At 70.0% G+C, this 207-nt stretch carries 1 pseudogene; it reads left to right on the plus strand.

What is annotated here, in order from left to right:
• Window positions 1-207 (plus strand): annotated as a pseudogene (locus EXE45_RS21575) (inorganic phosphate transporter); the annotation flags it as partial.

Consider the following 207-nt stretch of genomic DNA (forward strand, 5'->3'; position numbering starts at 1 on the left):
GGGGCAGCGCGTGGTGACCACGCTGGGCGAGGACCTCGTCACCGGCGCGAACGTGTTCACGCTGGAGACGAGCATCATCGTCCTCTTCTTCATCGGCGGGGCGCTGTTCGTCGGCAACTTCGCCGGCGTCCCGGCGTCGACGTCGATGACGGCGGTCGGCGCCATCGCCGGGCTCGGGATCGCGACGAACACCCTCGACTGGGCCGT

The sequence above is a fragment of the Halorubrum sp. SP9 genome (assembly GCF_005435015.1).
Classification (GTDB): Archaea; Halobacteriota; Halobacteria; order Halobacteriales; family Haloferacaceae; genus Halorubrum; species Halorubrum sodomense.